Genomic DNA, 15598 nt, shown 5'->3' on the forward strand with positions numbered 1-15598 from the left:
GGGTGACGCCGGAGCGGGTGCTGCCGGTGGCCGAAGCGAAGGCGGCGCTGGCGCTGGCGGCCGATACCTTGTCGGCCTGCGGGGTGGGCGCGCGGAGGCAGTGAGGCGGCGCGGCGGTCCTTTCGACAACACACTTGCCGCCAATCGCCAACCGCCAACCGCCAACCGCCAACCGCCAACCGCCAACCGCCAACCGCCAACCGCCAGGCAAGGAGCGTGGGACTCGGCCTCGTTCGCCCCGGGGCTCTCCGGCTGCCCTCAGGCAAGGCGCCGTCGAAGCCCGCCCGCAGCAATGCCGCCGGCAAACACGACCGCGGCCAGTGCGGCGAAGCTGCTACCCCGCTGGACTCCGCCGCCCACGCTGGGTGCTGTCTTCACACCTTCACCACCTGCGGCTGCCAGGCCAGGGCGTAGGCGCTGATCAGGTGCTCGCGGGTGGCCTTGTAGCGGTCCCAGTCGAAGCCGGCGAGGAAGGCGCGGGCGGTTTCGGCGCCGCGGCGGAACAGGTCCAGCTTGCCGGCGTCGTCCATCTCGAAGTTCAGCCAGTCGTGGTCGGCGGTGTCGATGTAGGCCACCAACTGCTTGAAGTCCGGGTTCTTGCGGATGAACTCGTAATCCAGGCAGTGGCGGGCGGAGTTGAAGGTCTGGGTGATGAGCTTGGACAGCTTGCCGATCTCGTGGCTGCGGTCGTCCCACTGCAGCTTGGCGCCGAAGGTGGGGCGGCTGGGCACCTTGTAGGTGTTGTGGAAGGCGTCGATGGGGAAGTTGGAGAGCACGCCGCCGTCGATGAAGCAGGCTTGCGGCGGCGGGAAGGGCGGGGCGCGGTCGGGCCGCAGGTCGCCATCGTTGAGGCCGGCCTGTTCGCACCACTGCGCCAGGTGGGCCGGGTCGCGGATCTTCAGCGGCCGGTGGAAGGGGCGGAAGAAGACCGGGATGGACATGGAGCAGCGGGCGTAGTCGGCCGGGTTCACCGCCTCCGGTTCGTCCCAGTACAGCCCGGCCATGCGCGGGAATTCCACCTTGGTCTCGGTGGCGATGTCGGCGGCGACGATGCAGAGGTAGTCCTTCTCCGCGTCCAGCGCGGGCAGCTGGGCCTTGCCGTCCAGCTGCGAGGCGCGCTGCGGGCTGTCCTCGCGCAGATGCCAGCCCGGCGGGGTGGCGGCCATGCGGGCGCGCAGCTGGGCGGTGCTGTGGATGCCGGCCCCGGCCAGCACCTGGGTGAGCCAGGCATGGAAGCGGTCGCCGCGGTTGAGGCCCATCATCTCGTCCAGGTTGTCCAGGATCTGCATGCCTTTCCAGAAGCCCTTGATGAGGCCGGGGCGCTTCAGCATGGTGTTGATGAAGTCGGGCGCGTCGTCGTCGCCGTCGTCCTTGCCGTCGATGAAGCTGGCCATCGGCATGTTGGCGACGACTTCGATCAGGGCATCGCTCTTCGCCTGCGCCGGTTCGTCCAGCGCCGCCAGCGCCAGCGCGGTGATGGAGCCGGCGGAGGCGCCGCCCAGGCAGACGAAGCGCAGCCCGGCCTGCTCCAGTGCGTAGATGTAGCCCAGCAGGGCGACGCCGAGCACGCCGCCGCCTTCCATCACCAGGTCGACGTACTGGTGGCCGGCGCCGTCCAGCACATCGCTGTAGCGCCGCTGGTCCAGTCCTTCCGCCTTCAGGCGCTCGATCACCGGCGCCGCCACCGCATGAAAATCCGCTGCCTTCAGTCCCATTTCCCGCTCCCAGGGTGTCCATGTTCCGCGGAAGTCTAGTTCCACGTCATGGATAGGCAAGGCGGCGTTTCCCCGGCGCTGGCGGTCGGCGCGGAAACGCCGCTGCGGGATTCAACGCGGCTCGATTAGAATCGCCCCTCCCGCCCTGGCATCGCGCCCTCATCTTGCACTCCAGTCCCTATTTCGAGTTGATCGTGCCCATAGGCTTCGGCCTGCTCGGCATCGTCCTGCTCGCTTGCTGGGGCGTGCTCAGGCAGCAGCGTTTCCTGCCCTGGATGGCGGCCGGCTATGTGCTGCCGGCGTTGGGGCTGGCGCTGCAGAGCGCGATGAGCAACGCCGAGCTCGCGCGCTGGTCGCTGTTCGCCGGCCTGCTGCACATGAGCGGATGCTGGTCGCTGGCGCGCGGCCTGACGATGCGGCGCGGACAGGGCCTGCGGCTGTGGCCCGGCCTGCTGATAGGCGCGGCCACGCTGCTGGCGTTGTTCCATTACGGCTGGGTCGACGACCGCATCGGCCAGCGCGCGCTGTGGCTCTCCGCCGGCGTGGCGGCGATGTTGATGCTGCCGCTGGGCAGCGTGATGCGGGGCGGCACCGGCGGCGATCCGCTGGAGCGGCTGCTGAGAATCTTCTACGTGGTGCTGCTTGCCTACAGCGTGTTGCGGGTGGGGCTGGTCGCCTGGGTGATCCCCTTCGAGGAGATTCCGCGCCTCACCCGCTCCGGCTACTGGCAGGTGCTGCTGGCGGGCACGCTGGTGTTCGGCATCGGTTTCATGTGCATCCTGGTGGCCTGCGCGGTGCGCGACGTGATCCGGGTGCTGCGCAAGGAGCGCGACCACGACAGCCTCACCGGCCTGCTCAACCGCCGCGCCTTCACCGAGATTGCCAGCGCCCGGTTGCAGGACCGCCGGTTGGCGCCGTGGACGCTGCTGGCCTGCGATCTCGACCACTTCAAGCAGGTAAACGACGCCTGGGGCCATGCCGCCGGTGACCAGGTGCTGCAGACGGTCGCCCGGGTGCTGCTGGAGCAGGTGCGGGAGGACGACCTGGTTGCCCGCTTCGGCGGCGAAGAGTTCATCCTGCTGCTGGGCCGCGCCGGCCCGGAAGCGGCGGTGGAGGTGGCGCGGCGCATCCAGGCAGAACTCGCCCGGCACCACTTCGACGCCATCTCCGGCGGGGTGACCGCCAGCATGGGCCTGGCCCCGCTGGCCTCGGCGGCGGAACTGCAGCAGGCGCTGGTGGAGGCCGATGGCCAGCTGTACGAAGCCAAGCGCGCCGGCCGCAACTGCATACGCGTGTTGTCGCCGGCCACGGCGTCGCCGGCGGTGGAGATGCACGGCGCCTGAAGTCCGCCTGCCGCGCCTGCGCCGCCTTCCAGTGAGGAGATCCACTTCGGCATGAAATGCCTGGTCGTCATCGCCCATCCGCTCAGCGACAGCCTGTGCCAGGCGCTCGCCCGCAGCGCCATCGAAGCGCTGAGCGCCGCCGGCCACGAAGTGGTGGTCGAGGATCTCTACGCCAGCGCCTTTCCGCCCGCACTGAGTGCCCAAGAGCGGCGCAGCTACTACGCCGCCGGCTTCGACGCCCGGGCGGTGCAGACCCAGGCGGAACGCCTGCTGGCGGCCGAGGCTGGTGCTGGTCTTTCCCACCTGGTGGTTCGGCTTCCCGGCCATGCTCAAGGGCTGGTTCGACCGGGTCTGGGCGCCGGGCATCGCCTACGACCACGCTCGCGATCTCGGCGCCATCCAGCCGCGCCTGCTCAAGCTGCGGCGCGCGCTGATGATCACCAGCCTGGGTTCGCCCTGGTGGGTGGACCGCCTGGTGCTGCGCCAGCCGGTGAGGCGGGTGCTGAAGACCGCGCTGCTGGGCACCTGCGCGCCGGCCTGCCGGCTGCAGGCGCTGTCGCTGTACAAGGCGGAGCGCCTGGACGACGCCAGGGTGGAGGGCTTCCGGCGGCGTATCCGGCGCACCCTCGCGGGCTGGCGGGGGTGATCGCCGTGCCGGTTGCCCATGGGCGTGAAGTCGGGAAATTTCCCGGCATTTGAGATTCCTGCCGAGGATTTCCCCGCCCTGTGCCTGGTGCTGCTTTCCATCAGGCAGGGCCGTGACGGGCTCACCCCGCCTTCGGTGTCGTCGCCGTGCTTGCCGACAGCGCGGCCAAGCTCACCGTCAGCGGCCATACCCTGAGCGCCCCGACTGCTGGCAGTGGCTACGTCCTTTACGGCAACCAGTGGACCGGCTTCGCCGGCGGCTCGGTGGGTCTCAGCAACATCTCCTGTCAGCAAGACGCCGTTCTCGCCCGCGGCGGGGGAAGGACGATGGCTGCACGGCGCGCAGGCGGGAGGTGCCGCTCGCTCTCCGTTGGGCCGGAGTTCCCTGCAGGGAGCGGCTTCCGGCGGAAGAGGACCGGCGCTGATGGCGTGGTTCCTCCCGGACGGGGGCTGCAGTAGATTGGAGGGCTGCCATGCGTGCAGCTGTTGTTCGGCAGGGCGGCAGGGCAGCCAAATACCAAGACCAAGGGGAGAACCGATGCAACAAAAAACAATGACGAAAGAACTGTTCAGGCGCGGCACGCTGTGCGCCGCCCTGGGCGCCCTGTTCCACGCGCCGGCTGCCCTGGCGGTTGCATGCGATGTGACCGGGACGGTCATCACCTTCAGTTGCGACGCCACCTCGGTCAACGTCCAGGCCGAGTCCGCTTCCTCGTCGCTGACGCTGACGGACTTCAGCACCGCCAGCCTGTTCTTTGCGCCCCGCCCCGCCGGCTACGCGAGCCAGCCGTCCTTCGACCAGGTGCTGAACATCCTCGGCAGTTCGGTCATCAACAATTCGGCCGGGGTGGCGATCAACGGCCAGAGCTTCGATCAGGCCAACCGCAACATCGTCGTCAACATCGGCGCCGATGCGCAGATTTCATCCATCGGCGGCGACGGGGCGGTGTGGATACGCAACGACGTGTCCGGCGACATCACCATCGACAATGAAGGGACGGTGGATTACACCGGCAGCGGCGCCGCGATCAGTGCCACCACCAACGATGGCAACGTCACCCTGAGCAACGCCGGCGTGGTGACCGCAACCGGCGGCGCCCGCGGCGTCTATGCCGACGGCGGCTTCAATAGCAGCAGCGCACTGGTGAGCATCGTCAATACCGGTACCGTCACCGCGGATGCGGCCGGGCTTCGCGCGGTGAACTACAACGGGCTGGCCAGCATAGACAACAGCGCCTCCGTGTCCTCGACCGAGCGCCAGGCGCTGGTCGCATGGTCGAGCGATGGGCCGGTGAGCATCACCAACTCAGGCTCGGTTTCCTCGACCGCCGACATCGCCGTGCAGGCGGCGTCCGAATACGGCGACATCACCGTCACCAACAGCGGCCTGATCAATGCGCCGGCGGATGCCGCCGCGGCGGCGCTGGCGGGGCGTTCCGCCATGGGCATCTCCGCGGTGGTGGACATGGTGCCGGCCGACTGCTCCGACTGTTACGGCAATGTCAGCGTGACCAACACCGCCAGCGGCGAGATCAATGCGCTGGGCGATTACGGCATCGAAGCGCAGACGCCGGACGGCAACATCGTGCTGAACAATGCCGGTACGGTGCGCGGCGCTTCCGGCGTCTACCTGAACTCGCTGTCAGGCACGGTCAACGCGACCAACACTGGCAGCATCTACGCGCTGGACGGCGGCGGCAGCGCGCTCCATGTCGAGGGCGCGGACAGCGGTACGGTGAGCAACAGTGGCTTGCTCTATGGCGTGAACACCGCAGTCAGCGTGGCCAGTGGCGCCACGATCACGGTGAACAACGCCGCCGCCGGCCGCGTAATCGGCGGCCTGAGCATGGCCAGCGGCAGTTTCAGCAACAGCGGCCTGCTCGCGCTCAAGACCGGCGTCGATGCAAGTGCCCTTTCCTCCACCGGCAACGTGACTCATGCCACCGTCGCCGGCGACTTCGTGCAGACCGCCAGCGGCACGCTGATGATCGCGGCGCAGAGCGCGAATGCCTCCACCGGTTACAGCACGCTGAGCGTCGGCGGCAGCGCCAGCATCGCCGGCACCCTGTACGTGGACGTGAAGGCGCTGAATTCGCTGGCGGCCGGCGAGACCCTCACCAGCGTGGTCAGCGCCGGTAGTCTCAGCGGCAACTTCGACAGCGTGGTGGACAACAGCGCGATGTTCAATTTCCTCAGCGTTGCCACCACCGGCAGTGGTGGCCATATCGACCTCGCGGTGGTGAATACCCTTACCGCGGAGCAGGCGGTTACCGGCCTGGGTGCGACGCCGGCTATCGGCGCTGCGAGAGTCCTCGACCAGATCATCCAGAACAGCGGCAGCCACCCCGGCATGAGCGGCGTCATCCAGGCGCTGGGCAGCCTGGAGACGGCGGTCGAGGTAGGCGCGGCGGTGTCCCAGACCGTGCCGTTGATGACGGGTGGCACGATGCAGGCGACGCAGGGTGCGCTGGGCGGCATCAACCGCATCGTCCAGGCGCGCATCGACAGCAATCGCGGCTTGTCCTCCGGCGACGGCTTCGTCAGCGACGGCAACATCTGGGCCAAGACCTTCGCCTCCTGGGCGGACCAGGGCGAGCGTGACCGCGTCGAAGGCTACAAGGCCACCACCTACGGCTTCGTCTTCGGTGCCGATGGCGTCGTCTCGCCCACGCTGCGCCTGGGAGCCGCCTTCGCCTACGGACGCAGCGATATCGACGGCAAGTCCTCCACTGCGCCGCAGAGCGCGGATGTCGATATCTACCAACTGATCGGCTACGGCAGCCTCAGCCTGGACGAGCGCACCGAACTCAACTTCCAGGCCGGCATCGGCCGCAACAGCAACGACGGCCGCCGCCGCATCGGCTTCATGGGCGTTACTGCCGACGCTGACTACGACAGCGACACCGCGATGCTGGGCGTGGGCATTGGCCGGGTCTACGCGCTGGATGCCAAGAGCAGCCTCACGCCCTCGGTCCGGCTGGACTACACCTGGGTGAAGGACCATTCCTACCGCGAGAGCGGTGCGGGGGCGCTGAGCCTGGATGTGGATAGCCGCAGCACCGAAGCGCTGGTCATCTCGGCCGAGGGCAAGCTGGCCCACCAGCTGAACGAGCGCACCGCGCTGACTGCCAGCCTGGGGGCCGGTTATGACACCATCAACAAGCGGGCAAGCATCGTTTCCGCCTTTGCTGGTGCGCCCGGCGCGGCCTTCGTCACCCGCGGCGCCCGGCAGGATCCCTGGCTGCTCCGGGGCGGCGCGGGGGCGACGTACAAGACCGCTTCCGGCGTCGAGCTCACCGCGCGCTACGACGCCGAGTACCGCGATGACTTCCTTAACCAGACCGCGTCGGTGAAGGCTAACTGGCCGTTCTGAACCGCACCGCGATTGCGGATTCGCAGGGAGGCGGACTGCACAGGATGCGCAACATTGGCTTTGACTACGACGAGCTGGTGTTGCGCCTCATCAAGGCGCCGGCGAGAAAGCGGAACCTGCCGGCTTTGTGTGCCAGCCTGTTTCGCTTGCGGCGGCGGTGCTCATATGGCGCGGCTTGTTCCTCTGGGCGAAAGTGATTCACATCCCCGACTGAATCTCAGCCCTACCGGCCCCGCTCCTGTTTCCTTCCTGCCTTGCATTTCTCTGCCTGCTGCCGGCCGCATTGCTTGCGGATGAACGGGTGGCAGGGGGCGCGACTGTCGCCCTGGCGGTACTGTTGGCGCCCTTGGTGCTGCTTGCGGCGCATGCGCTGGAGGTAGGGAACCAGGGCGACTCTCTGCTGGGCAACATGGCTTTCCAGTACTTCTGGATCGTTCTGTTCTTCTGCGCCGTCCCGGTGGTTCTTGTTCTGTTAATCCGCGTAGTCACTGATAAGCGCAAGCGGCGGGCCGATGGTGCCGGCCCCGTCTGACTAGGGGGCGTCGGCCGCTGCTCCCGCGCGGCGGAAGGCCACCGGCCCGGGGACTTCGGCTCGTTTGTCCGCGGCGTCGGCGTCCCACACCAGCGGCAGGCTGCCGAAGTGCAGCTGCTCCTTGCCGGATTCGCCGCCGAGCCAGGCGCGCTCATGCAGGACGGTGCCGGCGGCGGCGAAGCGGAAGGCGGTGCAGCGCCGGCCGCTGACCTCGCGGGCGATGCCTGTCTGCCAGTCGCCCAGGCCGCAGCCGATGCTGTCCGGTCTGGCGTTGTACTGGGCGGCGACCCCGGCGTCGATCAGCGTCAGGCTGATCGCGGCGATGCGGTGTTCCAGGGCGTAGCGGCCATCGCCTTCTGCGCGCACTTCCAGCACAACGCCCTGGTAGCGTGCTTCGGCATTCGGCCGGGTGCAGGCGGGGTCGGCGTACAGGGTGGCGCGTGCCTGCACGCTGGCCGGGCTCAGCGCGACGCGGGTCAGGAGGCCGTGGCGGCCATCGCGGCCAACCGGGTGGCAGTCGCTGATCCACTCGCCGGCGATCGGTGTTTCGGTGGCGGTGGCCCTTATCGGCAGGCAGGCCACGGTGAGCAGGCATAGGGACAGCAGGTGGCGGACGGGCAGGGCGGTGACGTGCATGGGCGGACCTCCAGGGGAGGATGAAGGGTTGATGACGGAGGCGAGCCGGCATCATAGCCAGCCGCTGTACGCTTGCGGCTCCTGCCGCGGCAGGCCCAGGGGCGGGATGGTCGGACCGCGGATTGGGCGGTGTCTGGCTTGTCCGGCCACCGCTGGCGCGGCTAAAATCGGGCCCGGGTGTCAGCCGCATGTCGCGGTGGGACAGGTTAAAGATGATGCGCGGTCGGGCCGCCGCGCGGAGTGAATCAAAAACCATGTCCCGACATCCGTCCCGGCAGGATCTGCCGCGCGCGCAGATTCTGGCCGAGCGCGCCTTTTCCACCCTCGAGCGTTTCCTCCACATCGAAGCCTTCAGCGGCGTCGTGCTGCTGCTTGCGGCCGCCATCGCGCTGATCTGGGCGAACTCTCCCGCGGCGCACAGCTATCACGCCCTGTGGCATGCGCCGGTCACGCTGGGCATAGGCGATTACGTCTTCACCCAGACGCTGCATTTCTGGATCAACGATGCGCTGATGACGGTGTTCTTCCTCGTCGTCGGCATGGAGATCCGGCGCGAGATCCACGAAGGCGCCCTCGCCAGCCTCCAACTCGCCGCGCTGCCGCTGGCGGCGGCGCTCGGCGGGGTGGTGGTGCCGGCGCTGATCTTCCTCGCCCTCAATGGCAGCGATCCGCTGCAGCGCCAGGGTTGGGCGGTGCCCACCGCCACCGATATCGCCTTCGCCGTCGGCGTGCTGGCGCTGCTGGGCAAGTCCATCCCGGGCACGGTGCGGGTCTTCCTGCTTGCCCTGGCCATCATCGACGACATCGTCGCGGTGCTCATCATCGCCCTGTTCTACTCCGGTGGCCTGGATTACTCCGGGCTGCTGGTGGCGGCAGTCGGCATCGCCATGGTGGTGGGCCTGCAGCGCATCGGCGTCGGCAGTGCCTACGCCTACGTGGTGCCTGGCGCGGTGCTGTGGGTGGGCCTGCTGCAGACCGGCGCCCATCCCACGCTGGCCGGCGTGGTGCTTGGCATGATGACGCCGGTGCTGCCCGGCTTCTCGCGGGAACGGCCGGTCGATGTCGTCGGTCGCGCCATCAAGGACATCTGCGAGCGGGCGGAGGACACCAGCGCCGGCCCGCAGCCGCTGTTGGAGCCGCTGAAGCAGCTGCGCCGCGCCCAGCGCGACCTGATGCCGCCGGTGACGCGGGTGCAGATGGCCCTGCACCCCTGGGTGGCCTTCGGTGTCATGCCCTTGTTCGCGCTGGCCAATGCCGGCGTCAGCCTGGGGGGCGTGAACCTGGATGCCAGCGGCGCCTGGAGCGTGCTGGCCGGGGTGATGGTGGCGCTGGTGCTGGGCAAGCCGGTGGGCGTGATTGCCGCCAGCTGGCTGGCGGTGCGGCTCGGCTGGTGCCGGCTGCCGGCGGGCGTGAGCTGGTCGGGCGTATGCGTGGTTGGCCTGCTGGCAGGCATCGGCTTCACCATGTCGATCTTCATTGCCATGCTCGCCTTCACCGACGAGAACCTGCTCGGCGCAGCCAAACTGGGCGTGCTGCTGGGCTCGCTGGTCGCCGCGGTGATCGGTATCGTCTGGGGGCGGGTGTATGCGCGGCGTCTGCGGGAGCAGGCGGGGCGGGCCGCTGCGCCGGCACCGGTGGCGGGCTGAGCGCACCCTTCAGGGCTGTTCCTGCAGCCACGCCAGCAGGGCGGCGGCGGCCGGTTTGTGGCGGCCGGCGGCGCTGAGGCGCCCGTGGTACTGGCCGGCTTCCTGCTGCCAGGGGTGGATGGCGCACAGGCGGCCTTGCGCCACCAGCGGTTCCGCTGCCAGCGCCGGGGCGAGCAGGGCACCGGCGCCGGCGAGCGCCGCCTCCATCGCCGCGATGGGGTCGTCTACCTCCAGCCCGCCGGGCGGCGTCAGGCCGGTGCCCAGCGCGCCGCGCAGCCAGCGTTCCCAATTCAGGCCGTGGGCATGGATCAGCGGCAGATCCGTCAGCCGGCCCGCGGCCAGCAGGACGCTGCAGCGTTCCGCCAGGGCGGGCGCAGCATAGGCACCGATGCGCAGGGGCTGCAGCGGTACGCCATCGGCGCGGGGATTGGTTTCCGGGTGGATCATCAGGTCGGCCTCGGCCAGCGGCGCCGGTGCGACCTCCAGAACCAGCCGTGGATGCTGGCGGCGGAAGGTGGCCAGCCGCGGCAGCAGCCAGCGGCTGCCGAACAGCGGAGCCACCTCGATGCGCAGGCGTTCGCCCTCTGCCGTGCGCAGGGTGGTGGCCTGCTGCCGCAGTGCGGCCAGCTGCGCCGCGACCGCCGCGGCATGGCGGGCACCGGCGGCCGACAGGCTCACGCGCCGGCCGCGGCGTTCGAACAACGCGACTCCCAGCTTGGCCTCCAGCTGCCGTACCCGGTGGCTCACTGCCGACTGGCTCAGCGCCAGTTCGCCGGCGGCGGCGGCAAAGCCGCCCAGGCGGGCGGCGGCCTCGAAGGCAATCAGCTCCGGCAGCGGCAGGCGGTGCAGCAGAGGCTGCCTTGAGGCAGGAGTCGAGGCAGGAGTCGAGGCGGAAGCGGGATGGCGGCTCATGATGGCTCCGGGGTTCCAAGGGGATTATCGGCCGCGGCGATTGCGGCGTCATGGTCTGCGCTGCGGCTGTCCTTGCTGTCATGATTGCGGCCGGAGGAAACCGATGGACGCCCGCCTGCCCGAACCGCTGCCGCCTCTGCATGCCCTGCTCGCTTTCGAGGCGCTGGGCCGCTTGCGTTCGGTCGCTGCGGCCACTCGCGAGCTGCGTGTCAGCCGCGCCGCCCTGAGCCGTTCGATCATGCTGCTGGAGCACAGGGTGAAGCTGCGGCTGGTCCTGCGCTATTCGCCCGCGGTGGCATTGAGTACCGCCGGCGAAGCCTATTTCCGCGCGGTGCAGCGCTTCGCGCTCGGACTGGCGGACGAGCTGCAGGCGTTGTCGCCCTCGGCGGTCGCCGAACTGCGGGTGGCCGCCACCCCTGGTTTCGCCCGCTTGTGGCTGGCACCCCGCCTGGCCGGGCTCGCGCACCGGCTGCCGTGGCTGCGCCTGCGGCTGTCGGTGTCGGAGAACCTGGCGGACCTGGCAGGCGGGGAGGCGGAACTGGCGATCCGTTACTGCGAGGCGGTCGACCCGCCTTTCGAAGCGCTGCCGTTGTGGCGCGACGAGGCGATTGCCCTTGCCTGCCCGACGCTGGCTTCCACTGCCCGCTTGTTGTCGCCCGCCGCCTTGGTACGCGAGCTGCCGCTGGTCGCGCATCCTTCCTTTCCCTGGCGCGATTTCGCGCCGGAGGCGGAGGGGCGCCCCCTCCTGATCTGTCACGACCTGGTTTTCGTGCTGGAGGCGGCGGCCCGCGGCGATGGCATCGCCCTGGTGCCCGGCCGCCTCGCCGCTGACTTTGGCCGCGCCCACGGTCTGGTGCAGGCACATGAGCGCCGCGTGCCGGCGCGCCGCTACCAGCTGGTGGCGCCCGTTGGCGCCCTGCAACGGCCGGCGGCTCGTGCCTTCTCCGGTTGGTTGCTGGAGGAGGCGGCCAGCACCATGGCGGAGTGAGCCGGGCGGCCACGCGCATTGCCGGGTCGGGCATGGATTGCCGGGGAGCTTGCCCAGGCCCGGTTCTTCGGTTCATGGGATCTGCTTTCCCGGAAAAAAGAAGGGCTCCCGCCGGGGAGCCCTTGCAAGACGGTGGACGTCGCGGATGAGAGAGGAAGGGCGCCACACCGCCAGGCCGCGAATAAGGCGGCAGGGCAGAGTCTGAACCGTCACGCCCGAGTGCTGGCGAAGCGCGCTTGACGGCCGATACGCAAGAATTCGCCAGCGCGGCGGCGGGACGACGGAATAGTGCAGATGACGGCCGCCTTCATCGGCCGGGAGTCCGCCGATGACTGTCGTCCTGCCGCTGCTCGACCTGACCGCCCTGCCAGTGGAAATCCGCGCAGACGGCGCGGTGCGCCTGATACGCGCCAGCCGCGCGGCCGGGCTGGAACGCCTGGGTTGCATGCTGACCGAGCTTGCGCCCGGCCATGCCGCCTGGCAGCGCCACGCCCACCGCAACAACGATGAACTGGTCTACGTGCTCGCTGGCCGCGGCGAGGCGGAGTACGGCGAGCGCGGCGAACGCCGCATCTCCATCGCCGCCGGCGATCTGCTGTGCTTTCCCGCCAGCGCTGCGGCTGGCGCCCACCGCCTGGTCAATACCGGTGGCGAGATCCTGCGCTACCTGGCGGTCAGCTCCATGCTGGCGCCGGACGTCGTCGAGTATCCGGATGGCGGCAAGCTCGGCCTCTACCTGGGTGCGGCGCCCGGCGGTTCAGCCGAAAGGCGGCAGGAAACGCTGTACTTCCGCCGGCGCGATGCGGTGGCGTACGAGGATTGAGGACGCCTCGCCGGCGCCTGGGTAGTTCGCCATGAATCCCGTTCCCCCCGCCGCCGTTCTGCAGACAAGGGCCGCAGCCGGGCCAGTGCGCGCGGCGCTGGGTTTCCTGCGGCCGACCGACTTGCGCCTCTATCACCATCTCTACCGCCCGCCGGGCGGCCTGCCGCGGCACAATTTCGCCTCGGAGCAGCGGCTCTGCGACATCCGCGACGCGCGCCGGTTGCAGCCCGGCCCGTCGATAGAAGTGGAGGGCTTCGAACTGGTCCGCGGTTGCAGCCCGCCGCCGGATTGCCGGGACGCCGTCGCCCTGCTGCTCGACTACTACCCCGCTTGCGAGGGCTTGCTGCGCCGCCGCCTGGGCGCATGCCGCGCCATCGTCTTCGAACATCGGCTGTGGCAGTGGGGGCTGGCGCGCGGTCTGGCTGCTGCAGACGGCGGGGAGGTGACGCTGGCCGCTCTGGCCCGGTGCGACTGCAGCGAGACCTCCGGCCGCCGCCGCCTGCACTTGGTGCTGCCGCAGGAGGCGGCTTCATTGGCGCGTCGTCGCCACGCCATCGTCAAGCTCTGGCGCCCGCTGGGCGGGCAGGGGCTGGATGCCTCGCTGGCCTTGTGCGATGCCGGTAGCCTGCAGAGGGACGCACTGGTGAGTTGCGATATCTACTCTCCGCGGCCTACCGAGCAGATCTTCCTGCTCACCTGGAGCGCCGGACAACGCTGGTTCCATTGCCCGCAGATGCAGCCGGACGAAGCGCTGATCTTCAAGTGCTTCGATTCCGCCAGCGATGGCCGGGCCCGCTTCACCCCGCATGCGGTTTTCGACCACCCGCGGGCTCCAGCCGATGTGCCGCCTTGCCCCAGCCTGGAGGTGAGCTGCCTGCTGTTGTTCGACTGAGGTGATCGGCGAAGGCGGCAGTGCGGCACCGCCACAGTGCAAGGCGCACCGAAAGCGGGCAGGGTGTGGCCGCCGCCGCCGGCGCTCTGGCATTCGTTCCAATGAAAACAAGGGCTTGAGATGTAGCCTCTGGCTGGCACGGTAATCGCTTTTCTTGAATGCGATCTTGTATTCAAGAAGGTGCACATGAAAACCACACCCGCCCAGCCCCTGACGATAGCCGCCCTGCAGCAGGCCTACCGCGAGGGCAGCCTCGACCCGGTCGAAGTCGTCGACAGCCTGTATGACCGCATTGCCGCCGAGGAAGGCGGCGAAGCCTGGATCCTGCTGCGTGAGCGCGCCGCAGTGCGCGCCGAGGCTGTCGCCAGCGCCGCGCTGCTGGCCGATCCGGCTGCGCGTGCCGCCCGGCCGCTGCTGGGCATTCCCTATGCGGTGAAGGACAACATCGACGTCGCCGGCCTGCCGACCACCGCCGCCTGCGCCGAATTCGCCTACACCGCCGAGGCCGACGCCGAGGTGGTGGCGCGGCTGCGCGCCGCCGGCGCCATCCTCGTCGGCAAGACCAACCTGGACCAGTTCGCCACCGGCCTGGTCGGCACCCGCTCGCCCTACGGCGCGGTGAAGAACCCCTTCGACCCCGCCTATATGACGGGCGGCTCCAGTTCCGGCTCGGCGGCGGTGACCGCCCGCGGCTGGGTGGCCTTCGCCCTGGGCACCGACACCGCCGGCTCCGGCCGGGTGCCGGCGGGCGCCTGCAACCTGGTGGGGGTGAAGCCGACGCCGGGGCTGGTGAGCAGCTACGGCGTGGTGCCGGCCTGCCGCAGCCTGGACTGCGTGTCGGTGTTCGCCCACACGGTGGAAGACGGCTGGACGGTGCTGAGCCTGCTGGCCGGCGCCGACGAGCGCGATCCTTACTCCGCGCCGCCGCCGCCGCTGGGCCCGGTGAGCCGCGAACTGGTGCTGGGCGTGCCGACCGCGCTGGAGTTCTGCGGCGACGCGGTGGCCGAAGCCGCCTGGCGCGCCGCCTTCGACGCCGTCGCCGCCCAGCCCGGCGTGCGCTTCGTCGAGATCGACCTCGGCCCCTTCAACGACGTCGCCCGCCTGCTCTACGACGGCCCCTGGGTGGCGGAGCGCCGCATCGCCGTCGGCGCCTTCATGGACGAGCATGCGGAGCGCATGGAGCCGACGGTGCGCGCCATCATCGGCCGCGCCGACGGCATGCGCCCCACCGACACCTTCCGCGGCCAGTACGCGCTGGAAGGGCTGCGCAAGCGCTGCATGGCCGAGCTGGCCAAGGCCGACCTGCTGCTGGTGCCCACCGCGCCCACCATCTACAGCCACGCGCAGATCGCGGCGGAGCCCATCGCCCTCAACAGCACCCTGGGCGCCTACACCAACTTCGTGAACCTGCTCGGCATGGCCGGGCTGTCCATTCCCGGCCCCTTCCGCGCCGACGGCCTGCCGGCCGGCATCACCCTGCTGGGTGCCGCCGGTTCCGACCACCGCCTGGCCGAGGCTGGCCGCCGGCTGCAGGGCTGCCTGCATCAGCGCTTCGGCATGAGCCTGGCGCAGCCGCCGCTGGCGCAGGCCGCGCTGGCGCCGCTGCCGGCCGCCGAACCCACGGTGGAAGTGGCGGTGGTCGGCGCCCACCTCTCCGGCCTGCCGCTGAACTGGCAGCTGGTGGAGCGCGGCGGCCGCCTGCTGGAAACCACGCTGTCCGCGCCCGACTACCGCCTCTACGCCCTGCCGGGCACCGTGCCGCCCAAGCCCGGCATGGTGCGCGTGGCCGAAGGCGGCGGCGCGCTGGAGGTCGAGGTGTGGGCGCTGCCGCTGCGCAACTTCGGCAGCTTCGTCGCCGAGATTCCGGCGCCGCTGGGCATAGGCACGCTGACCCTGGCCGATGGCCGCCAGGTGAAGGGCTTCATCTGCGAAGCCGCCGCCGTGGCCGGCGCGGTGGACGTCACCGCCCACGGCGGCTGGCGCGCCTACCTCGCCAGCCAGCGCCCGCTGGAGGCGGCCGCCTGAGTTTTCCCGCCGATCAATGCACGCCCAAGCCCTTTTTCACTCCCCCCGCCCGACAACATCCGAACGGA

11 protein-coding genes and 1 pseudogene are annotated in these 15598 nt (G+C 69.9%); 9 read left to right on the plus strand and 3 right to left on the minus strand.

Translation table 11 applies throughout. The features are described 5' to 3' along the window. Nucleotides 1-374: 374 nt before the first annotated feature. Nucleotides 375-1715 (minus strand): patatin-like phospholipase family protein, encoded by a 1341-nt coding sequence (locus C7389_RS07195; protein WP_133589845.1) that lies wholly within the window; start codon nucleotides 1713-1715, stop codon nucleotides 375-377. A gap of 164 nt (nucleotides 1716-1879) precedes the next feature. Here C7389_RS07195 and C7389_RS07200 point away from each other — a divergent pair, with 164 nt between their 5' ends. The 4 genes and pseudogenes from C7389_RS07200 (at nucleotide 1880) to C7389_RS07215 (ending at nucleotide 7608) form a co-directional block, all read left to right on the plus strand. Further along, on the plus strand, nucleotides 1880-3058 hold the full coding sequence (locus C7389_RS07200) for a GGDEF domain-containing protein (protein ID WP_133589848.1): 1179 nt from the start codon (nucleotides 1880-1882) through the stop codon (nucleotides 3056-3058). 51 nt (nucleotides 3059-3109) lie between these two features. Further along, nucleotides 3110-3704: pseudogene (locus tag C7389_RS25380) on the plus strand (NAD(P)H-dependent oxidoreductase). 552 nt (nucleotides 3705-4256) lie between these two features. After that, nucleotides 4257-7076 (plus strand): autotransporter outer membrane beta-barrel domain-containing protein, encoded by a 2820-nt coding sequence (locus tag C7389_RS07210; RefSeq protein ID WP_162851693.1) that lies wholly within the window; start codon nucleotides 4257-4259, stop codon nucleotides 7074-7076. Between the two features lie 283 nt (nucleotides 7077-7359). After that, complete coding sequence (locus tag C7389_RS07215) at nucleotides 7360-7608, plus strand: hypothetical protein (protein ID WP_133589852.1); 249 nt, start codon at nucleotides 7360-7362, stop codon at nucleotides 7606-7608. On the opposite strand, the gene C7389_RS07220 is transcribed toward C7389_RS07215, so the two are convergent. Further along, nucleotides 7609-8244: a hypothetical protein gene (locus tag C7389_RS07220; RefSeq protein WP_133589854.1), complete on the minus strand. Its 636-nt coding sequence runs from the start codon at nucleotides 8242-8244 to the stop codon at nucleotides 7609-7611. A gap of 254 nt (nucleotides 8245-8498) precedes the next feature. Between C7389_RS07220 and nhaA the strand changes: the two genes are divergently transcribed. Beyond that, complete coding sequence (nhaA, locus tag C7389_RS07225) at nucleotides 8499-9890, plus strand: Na+/H+ antiporter NhaA (protein ID WP_133589856.1); 1392 nt, start codon at nucleotides 8499-8501, stop codon at nucleotides 9888-9890. Between the two features lie 9 nt (nucleotides 9891-9899). Here nhaA and C7389_RS07230 read toward each other — a convergent pair whose 3' ends face one another. Further along, on the minus strand, nucleotides 9900-10802 hold the full coding sequence (locus C7389_RS07230; protein ID WP_133589858.1) for a LysR family transcriptional regulator: 903 nt from the start codon (nucleotides 10800-10802) through the stop codon (nucleotides 9900-9902). 103 nt (nucleotides 10803-10905) lie between these two features. Here C7389_RS07230 and C7389_RS07235 point away from each other — a divergent pair, with 103 nt between their 5' ends. From C7389_RS07235 to atzF, 4 genes are all read left to right on the plus strand, one after another. Continuing rightward, nucleotides 10906-11790 carry a LysR substrate-binding domain-containing protein gene (locus tag C7389_RS07235; protein ID WP_162851694.1) on the plus strand — a complete coding sequence of 295 codons (885 nt, stop codon included), beginning with the start codon at nucleotides 10906-10908 and terminating at the stop codon, nucleotides 11788-11790. 328 nt (nucleotides 11791-12118) lie between these two features. After that, the gene (locus C7389_RS07240; RefSeq protein WP_133589863.1) at nucleotides 12119-12613 is read left to right on the plus strand and encodes a cupin domain-containing protein; all 495 of its coding nucleotides are present in this window, start codon (nucleotides 12119-12121) and stop codon (nucleotides 12611-12613) included. Between the two features lie 85 nt (nucleotides 12614-12698). Then, nucleotides 12699-13505 (plus strand): CmcJ/NvfI family oxidoreductase, encoded by an 807-nt coding sequence (locus tag C7389_RS07245; protein WP_168977676.1) that lies wholly within the window; start codon nucleotides 12699-12701, stop codon nucleotides 13503-13505. Nucleotides 13506-13691: 186 nt separating this feature from the next. After that, nucleotides 13692-15530, plus strand: a complete 1839-nt coding sequence (gene atzF, locus C7389_RS07250; RefSeq protein ID WP_133589867.1) for an allophanate hydrolase — start codon at nucleotides 13692-13694, stop codon at nucleotides 15528-15530. The last annotated feature ends 68 nt before the right edge of the window (nucleotides 15531-15598 follow it).

Source organism: Azoarcus indigens, assembly GCF_004361735.1.
In the GTDB taxonomy this organism is placed as follows: domain Bacteria; phylum Pseudomonadota; class Gammaproteobacteria; order Burkholderiales; family Rhodocyclaceae; genus Azoarcus; species Azoarcus indigens.